Source organism: Paenibacillus ferrarius (genome assembly GCF_002027705.1).
Classification (GTDB): Bacteria; Bacillota; Bacilli; order Paenibacillales; family NBRC-103111; genus Paenibacillus_E; species Paenibacillus_E ferrarius.
Genome location: NZ_MBTG01000001.1, coordinates 352828 through 374432 on the forward strand (window position 1 = coordinate 352828; position 21605 = coordinate 374432).

The window sequence follows — 21605 nt, forward strand, 5'->3', positions numbered from 1 at the left end:
AATGAGAACAATTGTTCTGTTCGGTGAAAAGTGCCATTTTGGAAAGAATGAAGGATGGTGTTGAAGCGTTGACTGACAAATATGCAGGGATGGATGAGTTAATTGCGTATATTCATCAACATTTGTATGATCCGCTACCGCTTGCCCAATTAGCAGCCTATGCAGGCTATAGCCCTTATCATTTTATCCGTATTTTTAAGGAGAAAACAGGACTTTCACCCCTATATTATGTTTCTTCCCTTCGCTTGCAGAAGGCCAAAGACTTATTGCTGCGCACGAATCTTAGCATTCGTGATATTGGCTTAGAGATCGGGCAGCAAAGTCTTGGCACCTTCACGACTCGATTTACCTCGAGAGTCGGGGCGACACCCTCCGATTTCCGCAACTCAACCCTGCAAGCTGACAATTATTTGCGAGCTCTGCAGAAGCTCCACCACTGGCATTCAGACCAACCGGTTCAGCACCAGCATACTTGTATCCATGGGACGATTCAAACAGAAATTCCTTTTCAAGGCTTTATTTTGCTCGGTTTGTTTGCCAAACCCATTCCAGAAGGCATGCCGCTCTATGGCACTCTAGTTGCTTCTCATCAGGATTATTGCATTCAGGATGTAAAGCCAGGTATTTATTACCTCATGGCCACCTCTGTTTCATGGGACATGCAAGCCTTGGATGTTCTGTTGCCCTATACAACTCTGCGTACGCGCTCGAAGGAGCCCCTGATTATTCATTCGCATACAACAACCCTGCACCAGCAAGTTACACTCCATGTTTCACGCCCTGATGATCCTCCAATTCTGATTTCCCTGCCTTTGTTAATGAACAATTTCCTTAATCGGACTGCCCGGCTAAGCCAGCGATAAGCAATTGCCTTCGCATCTGTCGAAATTTCAGGCTTTTCCCAAGGTATAAGCCCTCGAAGTGGGGTGTATATATAAATTATTACAGCGAAAACGGTTGCAACTTGTCCGATACTATGGCAAATGACAGAGCTTGTCCAAGGCAGACCCTGCAGGTACAGTCAGCCATGTGGAAGGTGGTGGGCGCATGCAAATGTCCTACACGGAGGAACAGGTCATGGTTCGTTCTGTGGTACGCGAATTTGCCGAGAACGAGATAGAACCATCGGCTGCGCAGCGAGATGAGGAAGAGCGATTTGATCGCAGCTTGTTTGACAAAATGGGGCAGCTCGGCTTAACAGGTATCCCATGGCCGGAAGCTTATGGCGGGCTTGCTTCTGATTTCATGACATATGCCATCGTGGTTGAGGAGATTTCCCGCGTGTGTGCGTCTACCGGCGTTATGTTATCCGTGCATACCTCACTTACTAGCTGGGCGATCTACAAGTATGGAACGGAGAACCAGAAGATTAGGTATCTGCGTCCTTTAGCGGAAGGTAAGAAGCTAGGAGCTTACAGTTTGACTGAAAGCGGTTCAGGTTCAGATGCCAGTGCGATGCGCACAACCGCGAAACAAGAGGAAGACAGCTTTCTCCTCAATGGCTCGAAGCTGTTTGTTACGAATGGCGGAGAAGCGGACGTGTATGTTGTTTTTGCGATGACGGATCTGCTGCAGCGGCAGAAAGGATGCAGTGCCTTCATCATTGAAAAGGGCACTCCCGGCTTTATTTTCGGCCATAAGGAAAAAAAACTGGGCATCCGTTCCTCTCCGACGATCGAAATGAGATTCGACAACTGCCGTATTCCAGCCGATAATTTGCTGGGGCAGGTTGGTGATGGATTTCAGATCGCCATGAAATGCCTTGAAGGAGGGCGTATCGGTATTGCTGCGCAGGCGCTAGGAATTGCCCAAGGAGCCATGGATGCTTCGGTTGCCTATGCCAAGGAGCGGAAGCAATTTGGCAAGTCGATTAGCAAGCAGCAAGCGATCTCTTTTAAGATCGCCGATATGGCGACGAAGATTGAAGCGGCCAGACTGCTTACCTATCAGGCGGCATGGAGGGAAAGCACGGGCCTGCCCTATGGCAAGGAGGCTGCGATGGCAAAGCTTTTTGCCAGTGATACGGCCATGCAGGTGACGATTGAAGCCGTACAAATATTCGGAGGATACGGCTACACGAAAGAATATCCAGTTGAGCGCTATTTGCGCGATGCGAAAGTAACGCAAATTTATGAAGGGACGAACGAAATACAGCGAATTGTCATTTCCCGTATGCTGCTTATGGATGAAACCAAATAGCTGAAGTAGAGAAAGGGAGTGCGATGAAATGAGTGATTTGCACCGACCTGGACTTGAAAACGTCATAGCCAGTGAAACGGCAATTTCTTATTTGGATGTGGAACAAGAAGAGATTGTAATTCGTGGTTATGATCTCATCGAACTAGCTCAAAAGGTCACGTATCTCGATATCGTTGGACTGCTGCTTGAGGGCGTGTTGCCCACGTTAAGCGAACGGCGAGACATGGAAATGAGAATACAGGAGGCTTATGGACTGCCAGAGAACATACGTTCTATAATCGAACTTCTGCCAGAACAAGCCAATGTCATGGATAGCCTTCGTACTGGCATATCTGCTCTAGCCAGCTATGAACTAGAGCTGGATGATCGGTCTCAAGAGGCCAATGATCGCAAAGCGATTCGACTGCTGGCAAAAGTGCCGCAAATTGCAGCCTATGCATATCGTTCCAAGATGAAACAGCCATTTATCGAGCCGGATATGGATTTATCGTACAGCGCTAATTTCTTGTACATGATAACAGGGCAAATACCAACGCAATTAGAGGAAGATATTTTTGATCAATCCTTGATTGTATACAGTGAACACGAAATGCCAAACTCTACGTTTGCTGCGCGTGTTATCGCCTCAACACAATCAGATCTGTATGGCGCGCTGACCGGAGCTGTGGCTTCCCTGAAAGGCACATTGCACGGGGGCGCCAACGAAGCGGTAATGATGATGCTTCTGGAAGCGGGTTCCGAAGAAAAACTGGAAGCCCATATGCTCTCGAAGCTGCATAAGCGTGAACGGATCATGGGCTTCGGCCATCGCGTTTATATGAATAAAGCGGACCCCCGCGCCCTGCTGATGAAAAAGGCATTAGCCGAGCTCGCAATTATTAAGAAACGACCTGAGCTTTACAATATGTGCGTATTAGGCGAAGAAGTCATGCTCAGGGAGAAAAATTTGCACCCGAATTTGGATTACTATGCTGCACCAGTATACTATTTGCTGGGTATTCCGATTGATTTGTTTACGCCAGTCTTTTTTGCAGCTCGAACGGTAGGGATTAGCGCGCATGTCATTGAACAGCATAATCACAATCGGCTTTTTCGACCTCGTGTTCATTACACAGGACCTCGAGATCTACATCCTGCTGTCAGTGAGAGTCACTAAGCAGAAAGGAGGAATGCGAATGAGCGGTTCGGGTTCCCCCGTTAATAAGGCAGTGCCGTTTGACTCATTAATTGAGGAAATTGCCGATTATACACTTAATACGGACATAGAGAGTGAGGAAGCGTATCGAATTGCCCAGTTTGTGCTGCTTGATTCCATAGGAACAGGATTGCTTGCCTTGCGTTTTCCCGATTGCACCAAACACTTGGGACCGATTGTACCGGGGGCTACATTACCGGGAGGAGCACGTGTGCCAGGAACGAGTTATGAGCTGGACCCCGTTCAAGCGGCTTTTAATATTGGCTGTATGATCCGCTGGCTTGACTACAATGATACGTGGCTTGCAGCCGAATGGGGGCATCCTTCAGATAATTTGGGCAGTATTCTCGCTCTCGCTGACTATATTAGCCGCAGCAGGGTGGCCGTAGGCAAGAAGCCGCTCTCGGTCAAAGATGTGCTTACGATGTCTATCAAAGCTCATGAGATTCAAGGTGTGCTGGCTCTGGAGAACAGCTTGAACCGGGTTGGTTTAGATCATGTACATCTGGTGAAAATCGCATCAACTGCCGTAGCAACCGCCATGCTTGGAGGAAGCAAGGAGGAGATAGGCAACGCCCTTTCTAATGCATGGATTGACGGTGCTAGCCTTAGAACCTATCGGCATGCGCCAAATACGGGCTCGCGCAAATCATGGGCAGCCGGAGATGCAACAAGCCGAGCAGTGCGATTGGCGCTTATGGCTGTTGGAGGAGAAATGGGGTATGGATCGGCGCTTTCCGCTACAACATGGGGATTTCAGGATGTTTTATTCAGAGGGAAGCCGCTTACCTTAGGACGGCCGCTGGGCTCCTATGTGATGGAGCATATTTTATTCAAAATATCATTTCCCGCTGAATTCCATGCTCAAACTGCAGTTGAATGTGCCTTTGAGCTGTATCCTTTGGTGCAGCATCGATGGCAAGAGGTCGCTACCATTACGTTGACAACCCATCAATCAGCGATGCGAATTATTGATAAGAAAGGACCGCTGCATAACCCTGCCGATCGTGATCATTGTTTGCAATACATGGTTGCTATTGGACTTCTATTTGGCACGTTGACTGCGGAGCATTATGAAGACTCGGTCGCGAAGGACCCGCGAATAGATGAGCTAAGAGAGAAAATGGTTGTCGTTGAAGATGAGCAGTACAGCAAAGACTATTTGGACCCGGATAAACGATCGATTGCGAATCGGATTCAAATCCAATTCAAAGATGGCACGATGACGGAGAATGTGGCTTGTGAATATCCCCTTGGACATCGCAAACGAAGAGAAGAAGGCTTGCCGAAAGTAAGAGACAAGTTTGAAGCCCATCTGTTGACCCGCTTCCCGCAGAAAAGAACAGCAGAAATTTTAGATAAAACCCTGAATTATGAACGCTTGATTCAAACGCCTTTTCATGAATTCATGTCTCTGTTTGTAGGTTGAGCTTCCACCATGTTAATGAAATCTAGCTTCAGGGAGGTTACTATGTCATGGCTGATTGAAAATGAACCCAGTCAACAGCAGTTGGCAGCCTCGTTTCGTCAGCTTATTGAAGCGGGTCCAATTGTCAAAATTCCTGGAACACATGACGGCATGGCTGCTAGGTTAGCTAAGCAAGCTCATTTCAAGGCTATCTATTTATCAGGTGCAGCGTATACGGCTAGTCGAGGATTGCCTGATCTTGGCTTAATTTATTCCAATGAGGTCGCCGAACGTGCGCGTGATTTGATTCGAGCTTCTGGACTTCCTCTGTTGGTTGATATTGATACGGGCTTCGGAGGAATTCTTAACGTGGCGCGAACCGCGAAGGAAATGGTGGAGGCGAAGGTTGCTGCCGTTCAGCTTGAGGATCAAGAGCTGCCGAAGAAATGTGGACACTTGAGCGGCAAGAAGCTTATTTCCACCGAAGAAATGATCCAAAAAATCCAAACGATCAAAACGGTCGCCCCAACGTTATATCTGGTTGCACGCACGGATGCCAAAAGTGTGGATGGGATAGAGGAAGCTATTATGCGTGCGAAGCAGTATGCGGCCGCTGGCGCAGACGCTATTTTTCCGGAAGCGCTGGAGCATCCAGCCGAATTCCAACGGTTCGGCCTTGAAGTGAACTGTCCGTTACTTGCCAATATGACAGAGTTTGGAAGAACTCCCTATTTGACAGCCGAACAGTTTGAAAGTTGGGGCTATCGGATGGTTATCTACCCCGTCACTTCCTTGCGAGTTGCTGCCAAAGCTTATGAGAAAGTTTTTGATGAAATTCAGCAAACAGGTACACAGCAAGCCTCCCTTGAATACATGCAGACTCGTCATGAATTATACGAGACGATTCGATATTTCGATTATGAAGCTTTGGATAAGCAGATAGCGAAATCTGTTCTACCTGACAAGGAGTAGTGTAGGACGAGACGGAGGACTGCGTCATGAGAGAAAGTGTCATTGTAGGAGGTGCCCGCACGCCATTCGGTAAATTTGGAGGGGGACTGAAAGAAATTCCTGCTTCTGTGCTTGGTGGAACGGCGATTCAAGAAGCAATCAAACGTTCTTCATTGGATCCCATTGAGATTGATGAAGTGATTATGGGGATGGCGCTCCAAGGAGGAACTGGCCAAATTCCTTCACGACAAGCGGCTCGGTGGGCAGGCTTGGATTGGTCTGTCACGACGGAGACAATAAACAAAGTGTGCGCTTCAGGAATGCGAAGCGTGACTTTAGCGGACCAAATTATCCGCGCGGGAGATGCTGAAATCATTGCTGCAGGCGGAATGGAGAGTATGAGCAGTGCCCCGTATTTGCTGCCAAGCACTCGGTGGGGGGCACGAATGGGGAATGAGCAGATCATTGATCTGATGATGCACGATGGTCTCATGTGCGCTTTTCATCATGTGCCTATGCATGTTCACGGGAACCATGTGGCTAATGAATTGGCAATAAGTCGTCAAGCCCAGGATGAGTGGGCGCTGCGCAGCCATGTGCTTGCTAATGAGGCAGCCCGCAAAGGATATTTGGCTGAAGAAATTGTTCCAGTTCTTGAGATAAAAAGGGACGAAGGTCCCCGTCAGGATTCAAGTCTTGAGAAACTGGCTGCATTGCCATCCTTAATGATTGACGGCACGATCACTGCTGGAAATGCTCCTGGTGTGAACGACGGAGCAGCAGCTCTGATTATGATGTCCAGTGAGAAGGCGAGAGAACGAGGAATAACACCACTTGCAACGATTGTTGGGCATGCATCTGTTGGTGAACGTGCGCCATATATTGCGACTACACCTGCGATAGCTATTCAGAAGCTGCTGCACAAAACAGGCATCCAACTTCATCAAATTGCCAGATTTGAAGTCAACGAGGCATTTGCAGCGGTTATGTTAACCTGCGAGCGAATGCTTGGTTGGGATACAAATCTTGTCAACGTGAATGGGGGAGCGATTGCCTTGGGTCATCCTCTTGGTGCTAGTGGTACACGCATCATTTTGACCCTAGTCCACGAACTTCGCCGAATTGGCGGGGGTTATGGAATTGCGGCGATTTGCAGCGGAACTGCTCAAGGGGACGCAATACTTATTAAAGTGGATCAGTAATCCCACTGGCTGGAGGTAGATTCGATGAGCATTCAGACCCTGATGGTTGTTGGTGCAGGTCAAATGGGAAGCGGGATTGCACAGGTTGCTGCGGTTTCAGGAATTAGGGTGCTTTTGCACGATAATTCCTTGGATATGCTGAACAAAGGAATGGCGTCAATCAACACGCATCTTTACCGGAGTGTGGAGAAAGGGAAGCTCACAGCAGATAGGATGGCAGAAATTTTGAGTCGCATCCAGCTGACTGAATCTTTAGAGCTTGCAGAGCAAGCAGATCTTGTTATCGAAGCAATTTCCGAGAATATGGCTTTGAAAGCCCTCTTATTTCATAGGCTGGACAGCATTTGCCGCCCATCAGCTATTCTGGCATCGAATACGTCCTCACTTCCGATTTCGGAAATCGCCGCTGTGACAGAACGTCCTTCCCAAGTAATCGGCATGCATTTTATGAACCCTGTACCTGTTATGCCCTTGGTTGAAGTGATTCGAGGGCTTGAGACCTCGCAGGAGGTATTCGAGGAGATCTACCACTTGAGCGAGAGAATGGGGAAGACTCCTGTGGAAGTGAATGATTTTCCTGGGTTCGTCTCCAATCGTATTCTGATGCCGATGATTAATGAGGCTGTTTTTACGGTATATGAAGGCGTTGCAACTGTGGAGTCGGTTGATAAAGTCATGAAACTTGGCATGCATCATCCGATGGGCCCTTTAGAGCTGGCGGATTTCATTGGACTGGATACTTGTCTTTCCATCATGGAAATCTTGTATGAAGGCTTTAAGGACCCCAAATATCGTCCTTGTCCATTGCTGCGCAAATATGTGAAGGCAGGAAGGTTAGGACGGAAGTCAGGGCAAGGATTTTATTCCTATTAAATTTGTAGATGAGACAGTCTAGATTCAATGAGGCTGTCTTTTTTTAATCAAAAAAGAGGAATATTATGGTATTTGAAGAAAGAGTTAGTACAACTATGCTGGCAAAGGACTGAAATGATGTGAAACGATCCTACACGATCGGATATATGTTTGTATGTATTTGGCTGGTCTGTGTGATGTATGGCTTTATAACGTATAATGAAGTGCAGGGTGATCTTCGCATGTATTGGACCATTTGGATCATGTTCCTTGGTTTAATCATATTTCCGATTTATTTTGTATTGATTTATTTGCTTGGAAAGAAAGCCAGATAAAAAAGGAGTAGTTCGGATGGATGCTCGAATTAAACAGATAAGAGCTGCTGAAAAAAAATATCATGAAGCTTGCTATGATCAGCATACTCTCTTTGAAGCTGGGTCTTGGTTGAACAAGCCTGTCAAATCAGTTATGGATACGCTATCTGCTTTTGATGCCTATAAGCAATTGAACGTGCTTGATCTTGGATCAGGCATCGGACGAAATAGTATTCCTATTGCTGAAACGTTGAAAAATCGTAACGGACAAGTAGACTGTGTCGATATTCTTGCTTCTGCACTAGTGAAGTTAAGAGAGTACAGTGAGAAATATGAGGTAAGTCCGTATATAAAAACGTATGAATCGGATATTGGGGATTATGTGATTTCAAAGGAAAAGTATGACTACATTATTGCTGTTTCTTCGCTTGAACATGCGGAATCTGAAAGGAAATGCAACCAAATCATAAGGAATATGGTGCAAGGAACGAAAGTTAATGGCATTAATTGTATAATAATCAATACAGAAGTCAAAGAAACAGAAGTTTTGACGGGGGCAAATTTAGCACCGATGATGGAAGTGAATTTGAGTACTGAATACACAGAATTATTGCTTTCAAAAGCCTATGAAGGTTGGGAAATCTTGCAAAATCTTGTTAAGCCTTTAACTTTTACCATTGAGAGAAATGAGCGTAAAGTGCTTTTATACAGTGAGTGTTTGACCTATGTGGCTCGCCAAATTTCATGATGTGAAGAAGAGTGAGTGGAATGCTTACTGAAATCAGAGTTGCTCATTCGGATCAAATTGAGATTGATTCAAACGGAGGGAGAGTATCCTACACAATTAGTCGATTCGTTCAATTCCAGAAGAAAATAAGGTTTATTTGAAACGGGCTGCTTACCGCTAGGTGGGCAGCGCTTTTTGTCATACCCCCGCAGAACGGCTGTTAGGTGCGAACAACTATTAAGATGCAGTCAAGTCATAATCAACTAATATACACGCTACTATGGGCAACGTCTATTGAACAGCGAGAAGGAGCGAGTCATGTTAAAGAGAATGGAAGAACTGTTCGGTGTTGATCTGGGCACGTGTAATACGCTTATTTATCAACAGCGCAAGGGTATTGTTCTGCAAGAGCCATCTGTTGTCGCCATTCAAACGGATACGGGGGAAATTAAAGCCTTTGGTCAGGAAGCCTATGAAATGATTGGAAGAACGCCAGCGAATGTGGAGGTCGTGTATCCTTTGAAGGATGGCGTTATCGCCAATTTCGATATGACGTTAGCGATGCTTAAATATTTTATCGGCAAAATAAAAAGTGGGTTCAATTGGTTCCGAAGCTTCCATGTATTGATTTCAGTGCCTTGCGGTATTACGAATGTGCAGAAACGCGCTGTGGAAGAGATGATCGTACACAAAGGTGCGAGAAGATCGCTTACGGTCGAAGAGCCTTTGGCAGCTGCTATGGGAGCTGGGTTGCCTGTTGCAGAACCCATCGGCAGTATGGTGCTTGATATCGGTGGTGGTACTAGTCAAGTCGCGATCATATCTCTTGGAGGTATCGTTGTGAGCGAATCCATTCGGCGCGGCGGCATGTCCATTGATCAAGATATTATTGAGTATGTAAAAAGAACCCACAACATGATCATTGGAGAGCGGACGGCGGAAGATATTAAAAAAAATGTCGCAGCTGTCATGAAGCCTGTTAAAAATGTTCAAATGAACATTCGTGGTCGTGACCTTATGGAGGGACTTCCCCGAAGCATCACGATTTCTTCCGATGAAATTTATGAGATTCTGGACGATTTCATGCAATCTTTGGTGGAATGCATTCGACTGACGATGGAGAAATGTCCGCCTGAGCTTGCTGGTGATGTGATGGAACAGGGAATTCTTTTATGCGGCGGAGGATCATTGCTCGAAGGATTAGATAAACGGCTGCAACAAGAGTTAGGTGTGCCGGTTCATCTTGCCGAACATCCGATGGCATGTATTGCCCTGGGCACGGGGAAAATGCTAAACTTCAATGGGGCGATCATTGAGCGGTCTACTACCATAGAGATACCGGAAGATCGTGAAAGCGTCCAATAAAGGAGGCTTTTGGCATTGAAATTTAGAGCCGTTTCGGAACAAACGAAAATGAATTATTTGATGTGGAGCATTAAGAGGGAAATTCTGAAGGAAAATGCGTATTTGAGCACTCTTTCTTACGATCCGACACCGATTATGCAGATTGTGAAGCACTATTTTGACGCATGGGACCCCATTGCTTTATTGGATGCCAATTCTTCTGATGATGAGTATGAAGGAGAAGCGCGCACGCTTACCATTTACATAACCAAGCATCTGGCTGATTTAGAGATAGCTTCGCTTAGTACAGCTATTCGCAGCGTATTCCGCAAATCGTTTCTGGATGAATTTCGGGGAGATGATGCCTGTGAGGATATCGCTGCTGCGATCATACATTCCTTGCAAACCATTGGATTGCTAGGGTAACCCTGTTGCAATAACTCGTCATTTATAAGAGAATAGAGCGAGTGTTAGAGAAATGGGGTGTTGCAATGAGCGAAATGCTGAACAAATACTGTGCGAAGATATTCGGTAAAACCGGTGTCATCATTGAAATTGGCGTCGTTAAAAAGGTGACGAATCGAACTGTTCATGTAGATTGGGGAAAGAAAACTTGGATCTATCAGAATAAAGATTTCAAGTGGGTACCTCTGTCAAAAGAAGATTTCGAGCAACGATATAAGAAGCCTAAGTTTTCGGATGGTGCTTTGCTTCGTGCTGCGGAGCTAGAGTTGAAAATTACGTATAACTAAGACTAGGTAGGAAAGTGGCTGTCCGATAAGTAGATAATCTACTTGGGGGCAGCTTTTTTTATATGTTGCCTGCCAAAAAAGCAGGCTCAGCCTCAGAAGCAGGCCGCTTCTCCTTTTGCACTACACTTGGCATTTTACGGATATTCCGAAACTTGGTAAACTGATTAGTGAGGCTCCATCATTCATGTTTCACTTTTGTCAATTTCCAGAGGAAGAGGATGTTATCATGTTAAAGTTGAAATTAGAGAAGGAACAAAAAAACGAGCTCGTAAGCCGAGTACAGGACTATTTTTACAAAGAGAGATCAGAAGAGATCGGGGAGCTTTCTGCGGAGTTCCTGATTGATTATATGATTGCTGAGCTCGGCCCTTATATCTACAACCAAGCTATTCAGGATGCGCTGAAACTGGTTGGCGATAAAATGGTTGCTCTGGAAGATGATCTCCATGCGATTGAGAAGCCTATTACCTTCAATCGACGATAGATAAGGAGTCTTCAGAAATGAGCACATTAACCAAAGCTATTCTCATCGCGGCCAAAGCCCATGACGGTCAAACAGATAAAGGCGGAAATGCGTATATACTACACCCGATTCGGCTGGCAAGCAATGCAGAAACTACGGATGAATCCATTGTAGCCGTGCTGCATGATGTCGTTGAGGATTCCAGTATGACCTTGTTCGACTTGAAAAAAGAAGGATTCTCCCAGCTTATTATTGAGGCGCTTGATTGTTTGACAAGAAGAGCAAATGAATCCTATGAGGCTTTTATCCAGAGGATCAAATTGAATCCGTTAGCGACGAAAGTAAAGCTTCTGGACTTAGAAGACAATAGTAATATCAACCGAATTACGAATCCAACTGAGCATGATTATGCCAGAATAGATAAGTACAAGAAAGCCATACAAGCATTGAAATTTTAACAACGAAAAGAAACAGACAGATCAGGACTGGATGCTATCGAGTCTTGACTGTCTGTTTTGGCCTCTTGAGGTATGAGGTTGATTGAATGACATAAGTCACCCGATTTAGGTTACTATATGCACTGTTAGATGAATCCTAAATCAGTGATACTTAGGTTATTCGATAAACACTTTAGGAGGAAATAACATGAACGCAACCGTATCGCTATGTATTTCAATTTTGATTTTTCTGATGATCCTGCGCGGATTAATGCGAGGGATGCACAAGCCGATTAAGAAAACGGGCAGCCCTTTATTATTGCCGATTTTGTACATTTCAACGTCTTTATTTCAATTGTTCGATCCCAAGCTGCATATCCAAGGAAATCAAGCCATCACAGCCATCTTAATCGGGCTTGTCGTAGCGGTCCCGCTTATTATAACGACCAATTTCGAAGTTCGGTCAGACGGTACTTATTTTAAGAACAATAAAACGGTAATCATTATCTTGATTGGTATCTTTGCACTTCGTTTTGTGTTCGTTGAAACCATAACGAGTATGGATGCTTCAACGCTTGCTTTTTTCTTTAACTTAGTCACTTTTAGCTACATTGTTGTATGGCGGCTAGTAAGCTTCACGAAATTCCGTCGCATGTCTCAACGACTGCTTACGTAATGGTCAATGACTCGGACTGAATTGTTTTCAAAGGCTGACCTTCCTTATAGTACAGATGAGGGGATAGAAGGATAAAGAAGATATGGACATCGCCAAAGCCATGCGCATTTAATAAGTCATAGAGTGCTTGGACAATACGATCGTGCATCTCTTGTTCTCTAGGAAACATAAGAATTTCTAAGGATAACGGAGAATTGTTCAGCTGTTCAATGAGAAGAAGCTCGATTTTCACTTTTTCTTGAACAACCCCTGTAAGTTTGGAGAATTCTTGGATGATGTCAGGTGAAATGGAAGCAATGAAATCCTTTTGAAAACCTTTGAATCTGAGAAAAGGCATATAGTTTCCTTCTTTACGATGTGTTTAAAGAGCGAATTTATTCATTCTAAAGAATTAACTTGTTAAAAACAAAATCGATATTAGATGAAATCAATCTCATTCTTAGATAGATATGCTGTGAACGATATGAAACTCTCGGACGTATTATAGGTGTTTCCAAATGAATGTGGGAACATACAAGGGGATTAACCCCGACAATCTTACAAACGGAGGTCGTTCAATGTCGAGAACAATTGAGTTTACGAAGGATATGCTCATCCTGCATTTAGCGGGAATTGTCAGTGCAGCCGCGTTAAAACGCCGAGTCGAGATTCCCTATTCGAAGATTTCGCGCGTATCTGTGGAAGATTATAAGGTTTCTATGTTTCAAATCCGTGTTGGCACTTCGATTGGAGATATTCGAGAAGGGCGCTTTCTCATTGGGAACAGATGGTGCTTTATTTCCTATGAAAATCATAATGATGTAGTATCACTGGAGCTGGATGACCATGAGTTTGCCAAAGTCATTTTTCAGATTGAGAACCCATTGGAAATCAGAGATCAAATTCAGGAGCAATTAAATCAAATAGCCAACTAATAAAAATATGGAATTGACATTTCTTTTCGTTAGAACTATACTGGTTACAACCGGTGGGTGATAAACAATGAAACAAATCAGCAGTCGATTTTCAATTGCCGTCCATATTTTATCTCTGGTCGCGACAGTACCATCTGAGTGTACAGGTGATTTCATTGCCGGCAGCGTGAATACGAATCCTGTGATCATTCGCAAAATTATCGGTCTCCTGAAGAGAGCCGGACTTGTTGAAGTCCGAGCTGGCGTTGGAGGTACGAGGTTGACGAAGGACATAGATCAGATTACTTTGCTTGATGTCTATCGTGCTGTAGAAGTTATTGAGAATGGGGAATTGTTTAACTTCCATAACCATCCTAATCCGCTTTGTACGGTAGGCAAAAATATTGAGTCAGTCTTGCGCGCAGAATTGCGTGAGGCTCAAGATGCGATGGAACAGAAGTTATCTCAAGTTTCCTTGCAGCATTTGATCACGAAGTTTGAATAAAAAAAGCTCTTCAATGAGCTATTTTTTATAAATTTGTTGTAACCAATATAGTTACAACAACAATGATTCTAACCAAATATAATAAACGATGGAGGTTATTTAGATGAAAATTTTAGTAACGGGTGCGACAGGACAATTGGGTTCGAAAGTGGTTGAGGCATTGCTTGCCTCTGCGCCAGCAGAACAGTTAGCAATTAGTGTGCGGGATACGGATAAAGCGAGTGATCTGCGTGCGCTTGGCGTGGATGTACGCCATGGTGATTTTGATCAACCAGCAACATTAGCAGAGGCTTTCCAAGGTGTTGATCGCCTGTTGATCGTTTCGACTCAAGGGGATAATGAAACTCGGATTCGCCAGCATCTGGCTGCTGTTTCTGCGGCGAAACAAGCCGGCGTTGGTTTTATCGCCTATACAAGTGTTACAAATGCGGAAGAAACGGAACTGTTCCTAGCACCGGTTCACCGGGCGACAGAAGAAGCAATCCGAGGTACGGGCATTCCTTATTCATTCTTACGGAACAACTGGTACATTGAGAATGAAGTGGGTGCGATCCAAGGCATTTTGGCAGGAGCGCCACTAGTCACTTCCGCAGGGCAAGGAAAAGTTGGCTGGGCATCCCGCGGGGACTATGCGCAAGCGGCTGCTAATGTTTTACTGGGAAGCGGTCATGAGAATACAATTTATGAGCTTTCCGGCGTGCCGATCACGTATGCTGACCTCGCAGGGATTGTGTCTGAAGTGCTTGGTCGCGAGATTCCAGTGCAGCAGGTTGATGATGAAACTTACGCGAAAATCATGGTTGGTGCTGGTGTTCCTGAGCAGGTCGCTCCTATACTTGTCGCTATTCAAAGTGCGATTCGCGATCAAGTTCTGGATGTGACAAGCAGCGATTTACAGACCCTTCTTGGCCGTGAGGCAACTCCATTGCGTCAAGTTCTGAAAGAGATTATTGCTGGGTTACAGGCATAATACAATCTCGTAAAGTAGAGAGGCCAATTCTTGGTCTCTTTTTTTTTGCATTGAGCATTCTTTTTTTGGAATCGTGCGGGTGACTACGGGGAACATTAGGTAGGAAGCAGGCAGTGACAACATGAAGGAGGCACGAAGGTGGAAAAAATATTGCTAAGATTGCTGTTCATGGGTTCAGTGGCCGCAGCGCCATTTATATTAAAACGAAAAAATTTACTGATGAACTTAACGATTTTTTTCGCAAAAGGGGTTCTTTCCACTACGATGGACTCGTATTTTATCAAGAGAAAGAGAATTGCCTATCCGGTTCGTCCTTTTCCCAAAACGTTTGATACCAATGTGTTGTACGATTTATTGTTTTATCCGCTGTTAAGCGTCATTTGGGTCAGATGGACCTATCAAAGCAAACCCTTAGAGATGATTACTCGCAGCTTATATTTCAGCGTGCCAATGTCTATTCTGCAGTGGGCATTTGAAAAGAAAACAAGATTATTTAAATGGAATTCATGGACGATCCTGCATACCTTTGCCTCAATTAATTTTACGTTGTTTACCATACGCGGATTTGTGGGGCTTGTACGAAGACTCGTGTCGCTTCAAACTTCTCATTATGCAAGAATAGAGCCACCAGCATCAGCTATACCTGCTGGGATTGTAATGTCAACTACGAATACAGAGCAATCTTATCAAACTCACTCTTAGCGTTTTTTTTGGAAACTTATGCAACATTTTATATGATCAGCCCGTTAATAAGTTAACTCGGTACGAGTAATTAAAAATAACTTATTAAAAGGAGATTAGAAACTATGAATAAATTAGCTACATTGACTTTGTCGTCTATCTTACTGGGAAGCTTGACGTTTAACACGGCTTTTGCCTTTTCGGATGTGGAAAGCGGACAAGCAGAAGCGATCTCAGCCCTATATAAGCAAGGTGTCGTCAGCGGGGTAGACAGTGATCATTTTGTGCCAAAGGGTAAAATTAGTTATGCGCAAAGCGTGCAGCTTATTGTGAAAGGCTTGGATTTAAACCTGGAACTGATTGATTTCGTGAAACAGCCGCTGGCTTCAGATACTTTTAAAAATGTGCCGGATGATGCTTGGTTTGCCAATGCCTTCGTCATCGCCCAATATAACGGAGTAGATATTCCGAAAGATGTGAACCCGAATGCAACAATTACGCGTGAACAGTTCGGACATATGCTGATGCAAGCTTTAGAGAAGAAAGGCAACTTTCCTATGATCAACATCAAACTCGAGGTCAAGGATGAAGATCAAATGACTCCTGAATTCCAAGGTACTTTACTGCGCATGATCCATTACAAAATTACTTCGCTTGATAAAGATGGCAAGTTGAATCCTAAGGCCGAGCTTACGCGCGGCGAAGCAGCGACATGGGTGTACAATGCAGCGAAAGTACTCGCAGCCCATTCTGAGCAGCCGGTAATCAAGGAGAATGTGACGGTATCTGTTGAAAAAGTCAATGATGACGTTAATAAAATAACGCTCTCCCGTGAATCCAAGCCAAGCTCCGGTTATGAGATTGCTATCACGGGCATCAATTTCAATGAGGATGGAAATGCGGTCATTTCTTATACATTGACAGATCCTAAACCGGATTCCATGAATGCGATGGTCATTACGGAGCCTAAAGCTGTTACTTATGTTTCGTCCAAATATAAAGCCGTTGCAGAACCGGCCGCTGTTAACGAATAGTTTTCTAAAAGTGGTGTTTTTCCAATAGGGGAAAACACTGCTTTTTTGTCTCAATTGATAAATCCGCGTAGAGGGTGATGCCATGTATTTAGACAAAATCAATCAACAATGGGTGAGCCATTTGAAAACGAATGGTTTTCAGGAGCATATAACAATAACAAATACGACAAAGTTGAACGTGAATGCTCGGTTATTTATGCTAGAGCTGCAATTTAACGTGAAAAGATATCATTTATATCACTGCTTGGATGAAGACATGTATGAATTGCGACAACTGGATGAAGCATATACGCTTATTAGTGCTGAAGAAGCATTTGGGTTGACCTTGGAAAGGTCGAAAGACTTCGAGGAGGCTGTTCATTCCTTCATGCTGCAGCATTACGATGGGATTCAAACATCCGTTGATTGTAGACAGGGTTTAGAGAAAGCTAAACTAGCTATTCAAAGAGTCCGTTTGTAAATATGCCAAACTATCCTTATCTCTTCTGCCTGTGGTATGATTTAAATAACCAAATGTAGGGAGGAATAGTCGGATGCAATTTAAAATGCTTGGACGAAGCGGACTTGCCGTATCAGAGCTTTGTCTGGGGACAATGACTTTCGGAAATACCACCAGTGAGAGTGATTCAATTCGGATGATTCATCAATTCAGGGAGCAGGGCGGCAATTTTCTGGATACGGCGAATGTTTATGTATCAGGCCGCTCCGAAGAAATTGTAGGGCAAGCAATCAAGGAATGTCGTTCTGAGGTTGTTTTGGCCACCAAAGTGCGAATGAATACAGCAAATCATCCAAATGGCGCAGGTGTTTCACGCAAGCACATTATGCAAAGCGTGGAAGAAAGCCTTGCAAGGCTGAACACGGATTATATTGATTTGTATCAGGTCCATGTATGGGACCATCTAACACCAATTGAAGAGACGCTGCGTGCTCTGGATGATCTAGTCACTTCGGGAAAAGTCCGATATATCGGATGTTCCAACTTTTTTGCTTGGCAGCTGATGAAATCCCTTGCTTGCAGTGATGCCAATCGGTATGTCCGATTTATTTCGATTCAACCGCAATATAGCCTTGTCAGCCGTGAAATGGACCGCGAAATGATGTCCTTGTGCTTGGAAGAGAAGGTAGGGGTTATCCCTTGGGCGCCGCTTGGAGGCGGATTTCTTACGGGGCGTTATACGAAGGAAGAACCAACAACGGGACGCTTGACGTCAAAAGTCGGCGAGAGCTCCTGGGCACTGCGTGGAACTGAGCGGAATTTCGCCATTCTGGATGCCGTACATACTGCAGCACGAGAACTGAATAAAACACCGGCCCAAGTTGCTCTTGCTTGGCTTTTGCAAAGAGATGGGATTACTTCGCCCATTTTCGGAGCCAGTACACTTGAGCAATTTAACGATAACATGGGGGCTGTAGGCTGGACAATGCCCAAAGAAATATGGGATTTGTTAGACGAAGCGAGCGCTCTCCCTCCTGAATATCCGAACCGCTTTATCGCCAAGTTTGCGCGGCCTTATTCTTCCAATTAATCAAACCTAGTAGGGACTTGCCCGAATTGGGAACAACAAAAGCGCAGCTCTTTTCTAGAGACTGCGCTTTTGTTGTTCTTTCCTAAATTGAAGAAGATCACTACTAAATTCTAGTAAATTTACAATTGATTATATTTAATAACTCATGTTAAATTGGGATGGACTCGAAACGTTTATTAATTCTTATCCAAAAGCAGGAGGTCATACATTCGATGAATGCAATAGAAGCTCGAATTCAGATGCTGCATCAATATAGGCCTGAACTAACGAAACCAGCGGATTTTGAGGGTTTTTGGGATCGAGTTCAACTGGAAGCTGCTGAATCCGTCCGTTATACACGCAATCTGGTCGATTCACCATTCCTTCAGGCTGAAGTTTATAAAGTTGTGATTGAAGGGGCAGCGAATACGTCGCTCCACGCTTGGTACATGCTGCCATCCGCTCAGTTGGATCAACCGATCCCGTGTGTAGTCATTTACCATGGCTATACTGGTTCTAAGGGAGAACCAGAGGATCACGCAGCTTGGCTGCTTATGGGGTATGCGGTACTTGCGATTGATGTGCGCGGACAAGGAGGGGAAACCGGCAACGGATTACCCCAGCTTAATGGAATGACCAAAGGATGGATAACACAAGGGATCCTTGATCCAGAGACATCCTATTATCGGGCTTTAGCTATCGATGGGTTATGTGCTGTAAGGTGTGCGATGGATATGCCGGAGATCGATCCTGACAAAGTTTTTGTTTTTGGAGCGAGTCAAGGCGGGGGCTTGGTGCTTCTAGTCTCAGCTCTTGAGCCTAGAATTCGGGCGGCAATTGCTCATATCCCGAATATGTGCCATATGGATTTGGGCATGCTTCAGTCGGTGAGTTCGCTCAGCGAAGCCGCGGAATTCGTAACCCGCTTCCCCCACTTCCAGAAGGAAGTGTTCCAGACACTGAGCTACTTCGATATTATGAATTTGGCGCACCAAATCAGTTTGCCTGTCCATGTATCGGTTGGGTTGAAAGATACGACCTGCTTGCCAGAGACCGTTTTCGCCGCCTATAATCGGATCGCTTCTTCGCAGAAATCGCTCGAGGTTCATCCATTTATGGGGCATTCTATGCCTGTTGGCTTTCACTCGGCAGGACATTCTTTTTTCTCACAATGGCTTTAAAATGACAAAAACGACTGAGCTGCGTTGCTCGTTGAGTGCGAATACCTGCGATTGTGCAGGCTTTTTCAACGAAATCGAGTGAAAAGTAGTAATACCTGCAAATAAGCAGGCATTTCTTGATTTTCCACCCGAAAATCAAGAAAAGGTCACGAAAACCTGCAGAATTGCAGGGAATTAATGATCTTGGCTATTCCGAACAGAATAAAGATGCAGAATCGCAGGTTTTGGAAGGCGAGCTTAAATAACGAAAGGGGCTGTCTCCAAGTAGAACCATCTACTTGGCAGCGCCTTTTTCTGTTTTTCAAAGCTTGGCAAAATAGGAAAGGGCTGCCCACTGGTCATGCGACCAGTGGGACAGCCCTATTGATTTTCGTCCAAAGACGGCGAAATTGAAAAGTAGAAAGATGCGCTTACTTATCTTTTGCTTTGTTTTTAATTGACGCTAGCGTTGCGTTGGCAGGTAAGAAATAAAGCTTAGATTTCGACACCCCAATTTGTTGTGAAGTGTAAATACCAGAATGACCTGAAAATAAATAACTAATGATGCAAGCAATGAACAGATAGACGGCGCCTTCCGAGCCGAAAAGCTCAATTCCCATAATAAAGCAGGCGAGAGGCGTGTTCGTTGCACCACTGAAAACAGCAATAAATCCAAGGCCGGCCAAAAATGGGGCAGAGACATGCAAAATACTGGATAGAGAATTTCCAAGCGTTCCACCGATAACGAAAAGAGGTGTGACTTCGCCTCCTTGAAAGCCCGCTCCAAGTGTCAAGGTCGTAAATAGGATTTTCCAAAGAAAAGCCAAGGGCGCGACTGGTTGTTCAAATGCGTCCTGGAGCAACGGAATTCCCAATCCCAGATAGTCTCTCGTGCCAAAAATAACCACTAATGCAATAATGACTAATCCGCCCACGAAGGTCTTTATGACAGGATTTATAAATAGCAGGGTGTAGATTTTTTTCAACCAATGTGTGAGCTCGCTGAATAAAAGACTTGTCAATCCAAAGAGAATAGAAGCGATCACTACTTTTACTAGGAGCATTGTGGTGAATGGAGGAATGGTTCCGATATGATAATGGATATGCTGAATGCCCCATGCCGTAGTCATCAGATTGCCCACCAAGCTTGCGATGAAGCAAGGGATGAGTGCTTGATACCGGACAAGACCTAATGCAACAACTTCCATGCCGAATATCGTTCCTGCCAGAGGGGTGCCAAATATGGAGCCAAATCCGCTGCTAATGCCACACATTAAAAGGATTTTGCGGTCCGTTTCATCCACCTTGAATACTCTGCCAATGAGTTCAGAAAAGCTTCCGCCCATTTGTACCGCAGTGCCTTCCCGGCCTGCTGAACCGCCAAATAAGTGAGTCAAGATCGTTCCAAGCAGGACCAGTGGAGCCATTCGAAACGGGATTGTTTCTTGTCCATGTTGGATTTGTTCTAAAATCAGATTATTGCCTTTTGCTGAATTTTTGCCGTATTTCACATATAAATAACTCATAAATGCCCCGCCGAGCGGCAAAAGAAATAACAGCCAGGGGTGACTTTCACGCTGAATCGTGGCTGCGTCAAGGCTTGCAAGAAATAGAGCAGAGGCGGAGCCGGTCAGAATGCCTACTAGACTGCCATAGAATAACCATTTCAGCAAAGCACCAAATAAAGCAACATGCAAATACTTCTCGGCATAGGCAATAAGCTTGCGTTTTGGGGTTTCAGATCCATTTGTCACGTTCAATTAAGCTCCTAACCTTAAATAATTAGAGGAGGGTTATGCCAAAAGGGTTGCCGAAAGGCAGCCTTATCTGTGGTTTAATAGTGCGCTCAGGTCTTAGCGACCGAGGTAGACTCCGCATGGATGCGTGCTAAGCCTTTTTGAATAATGCGCAGTTCATCTTCTTCTAAATGACGGACGAAATAGGAAAGAATCCCTTGTTCATATATTGGTCAGGCTTTTAAAAAGGCACGTTTGCCTTCGCGTGTGAGCACGGCATAAGAGCCGCGGCGATCCTCCTCGGTCCGCTCTCGACGGACATAGCCCTCTTTCTCCAAGCGTTCAACTAACCGTGTTATGACGCTTGGTGTCAAAACGACCTTATCGGCAAGTTCGCTCATTCGCATCTTTCTCGATGGTGTTTGATACAGGGCGACCAGCACATCATACCAAATTAGCGGGACCTGATCTTGGTCAAGGAGATCTTTCTCAATTAATCGGATGACCGTAGAGTGGGTATTTAAAAAGGTTCGCCAAACCGCAAGCTGATCTTCCTGCAATTTCTTCATGAAATTGTACTCCTTCCGAGCGATCTTTG

At 44.9% G+C, this 21605-nt stretch carries 26 protein-coding genes; 23 read left to right on the top strand and 3 right to left on the bottom strand.

What is annotated here, in order from left to right; translation table 11 throughout:
* Positions 1 to 47: 47 nt before the first annotated feature.
* From BC351_RS02120 to BC351_RS02185, 15 genes are all read left to right on the top strand, one after another.
* The gene (locus BC351_RS02120) at positions 48 to 863 is read left to right on the top strand and encodes a helix-turn-helix domain-containing protein (protein WP_208629554.1); all 816 of its coding nucleotides are present in this window, start codon (positions 48 to 50) and stop codon (positions 861 to 863) included.
* Positions 864 to 1047: 184 nt separating this feature from the next.
* Positions 1048 to 2199: an acyl-CoA dehydrogenase gene (locus tag BC351_RS02125; protein WP_079409050.1), complete on the top strand. Its 1152-nt coding sequence runs from the start codon at positions 1048 to 1050 to the stop codon at positions 2197 to 2199.
* Between the two features lie 28 nt (positions 2200 to 2227).
* Positions 2228 to 3355, top strand: a complete 1128-nt coding sequence (gene mmgD, locus BC351_RS02130; protein ID WP_079409051.1) for a citrate synthase — start codon at positions 2228 to 2230, stop codon at positions 3353 to 3355.
* A gap of 19 nt (positions 3356 to 3374) precedes the next feature.
* Positions 3375 to 4823: a bifunctional 2-methylcitrate dehydratase/aconitate hydratase gene (locus BC351_RS02135; protein WP_079409052.1), complete on the top strand. Its 1449-nt coding sequence runs from the start codon at positions 3375 to 3377 to the stop codon at positions 4821 to 4823.
* 42 nt (positions 4824 to 4865) lie between these two features.
* On the top strand, positions 4866 to 5774 hold the full coding sequence (gene prpB, locus BC351_RS02140; protein ID WP_079409053.1) for a methylisocitrate lyase: 909 nt from the start codon (positions 4866 to 4868) through the stop codon (positions 5772 to 5774).
* A gap of 26 nt (positions 5775 to 5800) precedes the next feature.
* Positions 5801 to 6955, top strand: a complete 1155-nt coding sequence (locus tag BC351_RS02145; RefSeq protein ID WP_079409054.1) for an acetyl-CoA C-acetyltransferase — start codon at positions 5801 to 5803, stop codon at positions 6953 to 6955.
* Between the two features lie 24 nt (positions 6956 to 6979).
* The gene (locus BC351_RS02150) at positions 6980 to 7828 is read left to right on the top strand and encodes a 3-hydroxybutyryl-CoA dehydrogenase (RefSeq protein WP_079409055.1); all 849 of its coding nucleotides are present in this window, start codon (positions 6980 to 6982) and stop codon (positions 7826 to 7828) included.
* A 119-nt stretch (positions 7829 to 7947) separates the two neighbouring features.
* Entirely contained in the window at positions 7948 to 8142 is a 195-nt protein-coding gene (locus BC351_RS41335) for a hypothetical protein (protein WP_144028240.1), read from the top strand.
* A gap of 16 nt (positions 8143 to 8158) precedes the next feature.
* Complete coding sequence (locus tag BC351_RS02155; RefSeq protein WP_079409056.1) at positions 8159 to 8869, top strand: class I SAM-dependent methyltransferase; 711 nt, start codon at positions 8159 to 8161, stop codon at positions 8867 to 8869.
* Positions 8870 to 9166: 297 nt separating this feature from the next.
* Positions 9167 to 10213, top strand: coding sequence for a rod shape-determining protein (gene mreB / locus BC351_RS02160; protein ID WP_079409057.1), 1047 nt, complete (start codon positions 9167 to 9169; stop codon positions 10211 to 10213).
* Positions 10214 to 10228: 15 nt separating this feature from the next.
* The gene (locus tag BC351_RS02165; RefSeq protein ID WP_079409058.1) at positions 10229 to 10618 is read left to right on the top strand and encodes a hypothetical protein; all 390 of its coding nucleotides are present in this window, start codon (positions 10229 to 10231) and stop codon (positions 10616 to 10618) included.
* Positions 10619 to 10659: 41 nt separating this feature from the next.
* Entirely contained in the window at positions 10660 to 10944 is a 285-nt protein-coding gene (locus BC351_RS02170; protein ID WP_079409059.1) for a hypothetical protein, read from the top strand.
* 226 nt (positions 10945 to 11170) lie between these two features.
* Entirely contained in the window at positions 11171 to 11428 is a 258-nt protein-coding gene (locus tag BC351_RS02175) for a DUF2164 domain-containing protein (protein WP_079409060.1), read from the top strand.
* A 17-nt stretch (positions 11429 to 11445) separates the two neighbouring features.
* Positions 11446 to 11865, top strand: a complete 420-nt coding sequence (locus BC351_RS02180; protein ID WP_079409061.1) for a GTP pyrophosphokinase — start codon at positions 11446 to 11448, stop codon at positions 11863 to 11865.
* A 187-nt stretch (positions 11866 to 12052) separates the two neighbouring features.
* On the top strand, positions 12053 to 12520 hold the full coding sequence (locus tag BC351_RS02185) for a CcdC protein domain-containing protein (protein WP_079409062.1): 468 nt from the start codon (positions 12053 to 12055) through the stop codon (positions 12518 to 12520).
* Here the strand turns inward: BC351_RS02185 and BC351_RS02190 are convergent.
* Positions 12513 to 12857 carry a DUF1904 family protein gene (locus tag BC351_RS02190; protein WP_079409063.1) on the bottom strand — a complete coding sequence of 115 codons (345 nt, stop codon included), beginning with the start codon at positions 12855 to 12857 and terminating at the stop codon, positions 12513 to 12515. The genes BC351_RS02185 and BC351_RS02190 overlap by 8 nt on opposite strands.
* A gap of 220 nt (positions 12858 to 13077) precedes the next feature.
* Between BC351_RS02190 and BC351_RS02195 the strand changes: the two genes are divergently transcribed.
* The 8 genes from BC351_RS02195 to BC351_RS02230 all read left to right on the top strand — a co-directional run bounded on the left by BC351_RS02195 (position 13078) and on the right by BC351_RS02230 (position 19292).
* Positions 13078 to 13434, top strand: coding sequence for a hypothetical protein (locus BC351_RS02195; protein ID WP_079409064.1), 357 nt, complete (start codon positions 13078 to 13080; stop codon positions 13432 to 13434).
* A gap of 67 nt (positions 13435 to 13501) precedes the next feature.
* On the top strand, positions 13502 to 13918 hold the full coding sequence (locus tag BC351_RS02200; protein ID WP_079409065.1) for an Rrf2 family transcriptional regulator: 417 nt from the start codon (positions 13502 to 13504) through the stop codon (positions 13916 to 13918).
* A gap of 103 nt (positions 13919 to 14021) precedes the next feature.
* Complete coding sequence (locus BC351_RS02205; protein WP_079409066.1) at positions 14022 to 14888, top strand: SDR family oxidoreductase; 867 nt, start codon at positions 14022 to 14024, stop codon at positions 14886 to 14888.
* A 138-nt stretch (positions 14889 to 15026) separates the two neighbouring features.
* Positions 15027 to 15590, top strand: a complete 564-nt coding sequence (locus tag BC351_RS02210) for a CBO0543 family protein (protein WP_244208855.1) — start codon at positions 15027 to 15029, stop codon at positions 15588 to 15590.
* A 104-nt stretch (positions 15591 to 15694) separates the two neighbouring features.
* Positions 15695 to 16603: an S-layer homology domain-containing protein gene (locus BC351_RS02215; protein WP_079409067.1), complete on the top strand. Its 909-nt coding sequence runs from the start codon at positions 15695 to 15697 to the stop codon at positions 16601 to 16603.
* Between the two features lie 82 nt (positions 16604 to 16685).
* The gene (locus BC351_RS02220) at positions 16686 to 17063 is read left to right on the top strand and encodes a hypothetical protein (protein WP_079409068.1); all 378 of its coding nucleotides are present in this window, start codon (positions 16686 to 16688) and stop codon (positions 17061 to 17063) included.
* 73 nt (positions 17064 to 17136) lie between these two features.
* Entirely contained in the window at positions 17137 to 18132 is a 996-nt protein-coding gene (locus tag BC351_RS02225) for an aldo/keto reductase (RefSeq protein ID WP_079409069.1), read from the top strand.
* A gap of 212 nt (positions 18133 to 18344) precedes the next feature.
* Positions 18345 to 19292 (top strand): acetylxylan esterase, encoded by a 948-nt coding sequence (locus BC351_RS02230; RefSeq protein ID WP_079409070.1) that lies wholly within the window; start codon positions 18345 to 18347, stop codon positions 19290 to 19292.
* A 410-nt stretch (positions 19293 to 19702) separates the two neighbouring features.
* On the opposite strand, the gene BC351_RS02235 is transcribed toward BC351_RS02230, so the two are convergent.
* Together BC351_RS02235 and BC351_RS02240 are read right to left on the bottom strand one after the other, a co-directional pair.
* The gene (locus BC351_RS02235) at positions 19703 to 21025 is read right to left on the bottom strand and encodes a voltage-gated chloride channel family protein (protein WP_425270892.1); all 1323 of its coding nucleotides are present in this window, start codon (positions 21023 to 21025) and stop codon (positions 19703 to 19705) included.
* A gap of 215 nt (positions 21026 to 21240) precedes the next feature.
* Entirely contained in the window at positions 21241 to 21576 is a 336-nt protein-coding gene (locus BC351_RS02240; RefSeq protein ID WP_079409071.1) for a MarR family winged helix-turn-helix transcriptional regulator, read from the bottom strand.
* Positions 21577 to 21605 lie beyond the last annotated feature (29 nt).